The sequence below is a fragment of the Pseudomonas endophytica genome, from assembly GCF_001411475.1.
Taxonomy (GTDB): Bacteria; Pseudomonadota; Gammaproteobacteria; order Pseudomonadales; family Pseudomonadaceae; genus Aquipseudomonas; species Aquipseudomonas endophytica.
Genome location: NZ_LLWH01000115.1, coordinates 1 through 2,954 on the forward strand (window position 1 = coordinate 1; position 2,954 = coordinate 2,954).

Here is a 2,954-nt window from a genome sequence, read left to right on the forward strand (position 1 = left end):
CCGTGCCGAGGCAAGCGATCCGTCGCTCACCTCTGGCGCAACAGCTGCCAGATCTGTGGTGGAGAAGGCAGCAACCCAAAGCTTCCGAGCCTTGGAAAGCGCGGTAAAAGGAGGCGGAATTGCATGTGGTGTGCCCGCCTACCTTTACCGCGACCCGGCGACACTGTGGTGGTGTGTGCCGGGAGGAACTGGGCGGCCTTATGGGTCGCCTTTTTTCTTTCTATGCTGCTTTGGTTTCTGTCACACCGAAGTGATCCAAAACCTCAGCGAGCGATACACGGCCCTCGCTTTGACGAGTCAGTGACTTAATAAGCGAAACGCTTGGGTCTTTGCTGGCGTACTTAACGTGAAGACGTAGGTAATTGACCGCGATCTTGCAACGCCCGGCGTAAGCCTGCAGTGCTTCTGAATCTAAGCTGTAGATGTAGTCACGCAATTTCATGTGGTGTACCTCCGGGAGATGCAATTTAACCATAAGGGTTAACTATTGCAATACCTAGAAGGACATTCACCCCATAGGTTAATCTGGGCACAATCGCAGCATGAGAATTTCTGATACCCGACTGCACAATTTCCGCCACATCTTGGCCGAGAAGAAACTACGCCTGATCGACATTGCCGAGATTCTCGGCAAAGCGCCTGCGCAAGTGAGCGCATTCGGCGGAAAGAACCCCACCAAAGGAATTGGCGACCAAATTGCGCGCGAAATTGAAAGAGCCCTCAGCCTGCCTAACGGCTCACTCGACATCCCGCATGGCTTCGCAAACTTCGATAACGGCTCTGTACTGGGCTACACCGGCAAAAAACTGCCTGTGATCGGTTCGATTGCAGCAGGCTCATGGTGCTGTTCAGATGACAGCTTTGATCCACGCGAGGCGGAAGAATGGATTGAAGCACCGGGGCCAGTTGGGCCACGTGCATTCATCCTGCGCGTTGAAGGTATCAGCATGGAACCCAAGTTTATGGAAGGCGATAAGGTGGTGATAGATCCATCGCTCGAAGCTTTCCCTGGGCACTTTGTGGCAGCCAAGCGCACCCGCGACGAGGCCACTACGCTGAAACAGCTAAAGCAGGAAGGGAATGAGCTGTATCTGTACGCGCTCAACCCTGATTGGCCAGAGCGCATTATTCGGATGACTGAAGAGTGGAGTATCTGCGGGCGGGCTAGGTGGAAAATTTCTGATTTGTGATTGAAGTTATTTCTAACCGGTAATATTCACTGCGGGCCAGTGCTCTTTAAGAAATTCTGTGGCTGCAATCGGGCGACCGAAAAGATAACCTTGGAATACGACGCAACCCATATCTTGAAGGTAATCACGCTGTTGCTTTGTTTCAATTCCTTCTGCAACCGTAGAAACGCGCAATATATCTGCTATTTCTATTATTTTTCTCACAAGCTCCCGCTTACTGGCGTCATTCTCAATATCAAAAATAAAAGATTGATCAATCTTAAGTTCATGCAAAGGTAGAGTCTGCAACAATGATAGAGAAGAGAATCCTGTTCCAAAATCGTCCAGCGACCATGAAACTCCATCGTCACTCAATGCTCTCATTTTGGCAACTGTCGAATTTAGGTCGCCGGCAAAAACAGACTCGGTAATTTCCAAGCACAACTTATCTCCTGAGATTCCAACTTTTCGCATAACTTCACGCACATCATCGACAAATGTTTGAGAGGCAAGTTGTAAAGGACTGACATTCACTGAAAGCACCCATTGATTTACACTTGGAATTGCAGACCAATACTTCAGATGCCGACAAGCATCCTCAATAACCATTAGACCGATCTCGTGAATCAGACCAGTTTCTTCAGCAAGAGGAATAAATTCAGAAGGAGACTGAACACCGTGACCCGGCCTATCCCATCGCAACAAAACTTCAGCACCGATTACTTTACCATCGCCAGAAACCTGCGGCTGCATATACGAACATAACTCACGTTGAGATATGGCTCTGGCGAGCGATCTATATGACTCTACTTTCGAGCTTAAGTCTTCACGAAAAATTGCCAACACACAAACAGTAAGTGCTATAGCAGTAGCACGGTTCAAATCATGACCTAATTTACTCACATCCGCCGGCAAAAGTTCCAAACCAGGACTCAAGCTTATAGCGAGATTTGAGATTAAAACCAACGCTGAAAAACATATTATTGGAAACGCCCATCGCAAATAAAAGCCATCACCACGAAACAAGAAAAAAGCTGCAATACCAATCGGCAATAGGAATAAATGTGCAGACCTAGCACTATACGCCGAAGACACATCAGCCAGGCTGGCAAAAACTGCGATAATCAAAAAAACATGCGCGATCAATGTTAGCGAAAAGAGCTCGAACCTTTTCGCTATGAAAATACATCCGACACCTAACAATACGAGCATAAACAGCAATAAAGCCATAATACTCATAGCGTGAGTTGCGTAATAATACCCCCAAGTTAAACCATGAATAATACAGACGATTCCACTGAATCGAAGCAGCCGCTTGATACGAGGCCATTGAGCCTTGTCAGGAAATTTCCGAGCAAACCACCGCCTACTAGATTCACAGCGTATCGCTTTCGCCACTTTCATCTCTCCATAACCGAAAACCCACTAGCTCTCGGTCTGCTCACCTTGCAAATGCGAGCTGAATATTAGGTCACTCTCGAATCTCGAGCCTTTACGACACACGTCGAGACTAGCTTAACCGTAACTGTCTGTGGCAATGCTCTCACTTAATCTAGAAATTTCTAGACTTTGGCTCTCAACCCGATGCTTGCACCTGAGAAAAATAATCAAAAGGGTAAATAAATTGACAAAATAACCTTTAGGGTTAATATTTCTCGCACTCTCCCACCACAGAGCGAGGCAACACCATGCACACCACAGCAACCCTGCACGTTCACCCAGCGTGCGCCAGTAACCCTCGACTGATCGAGAAGCTGCAAGCCACCACCGGCTGCTTGGTCATCC

Annotated in this window: 3 protein-coding genes; 1 reads left to right on the top strand and 2 read right to left on the bottom strand. The window is 47.8% G+C overall.

All coding sequences use genetic code 11. The annotated features are described in order from the left end of the window. Nucleotides 1–220 precede the first annotated feature (220 nt). Complete coding sequence (locus AQS70_RS09365) at nt 221–442, bottom strand: hypothetical protein (RefSeq protein WP_055102536.1); 222 nt, start codon at nt 440–442, stop codon at nt 221–223. A 100-nt stretch (nt 443–542) separates the two neighbouring features. On the opposite strand from AQS70_RS09365, the gene AQS70_RS09370 reads away from it, so the two are divergent. Then, nucleotides 543–1,190: a LexA family protein gene (locus AQS70_RS09370; protein WP_055102537.1), complete on the top strand. Its 648-nt coding sequence runs from the start codon at nt 543–545 to the stop codon at nt 1,188–1,190. A 12-nt stretch (nt 1,191–1,202) separates the two neighbouring features. On the opposite strand, the gene AQS70_RS09375 is transcribed toward AQS70_RS09370, so the two are convergent. Beyond that, nucleotides 1,203–2,399 carry a putative bifunctional diguanylate cyclase/phosphodiesterase gene (locus tag AQS70_RS09375; protein WP_162233890.1) on the bottom strand — a complete coding sequence of 399 codons (1,197 nt, stop codon included), beginning with the start codon at nt 2,397–2,399 and terminating at the stop codon, nt 1,203–1,205. Nucleotides 2,400–2,954: the final 555 nt, after the last annotated feature.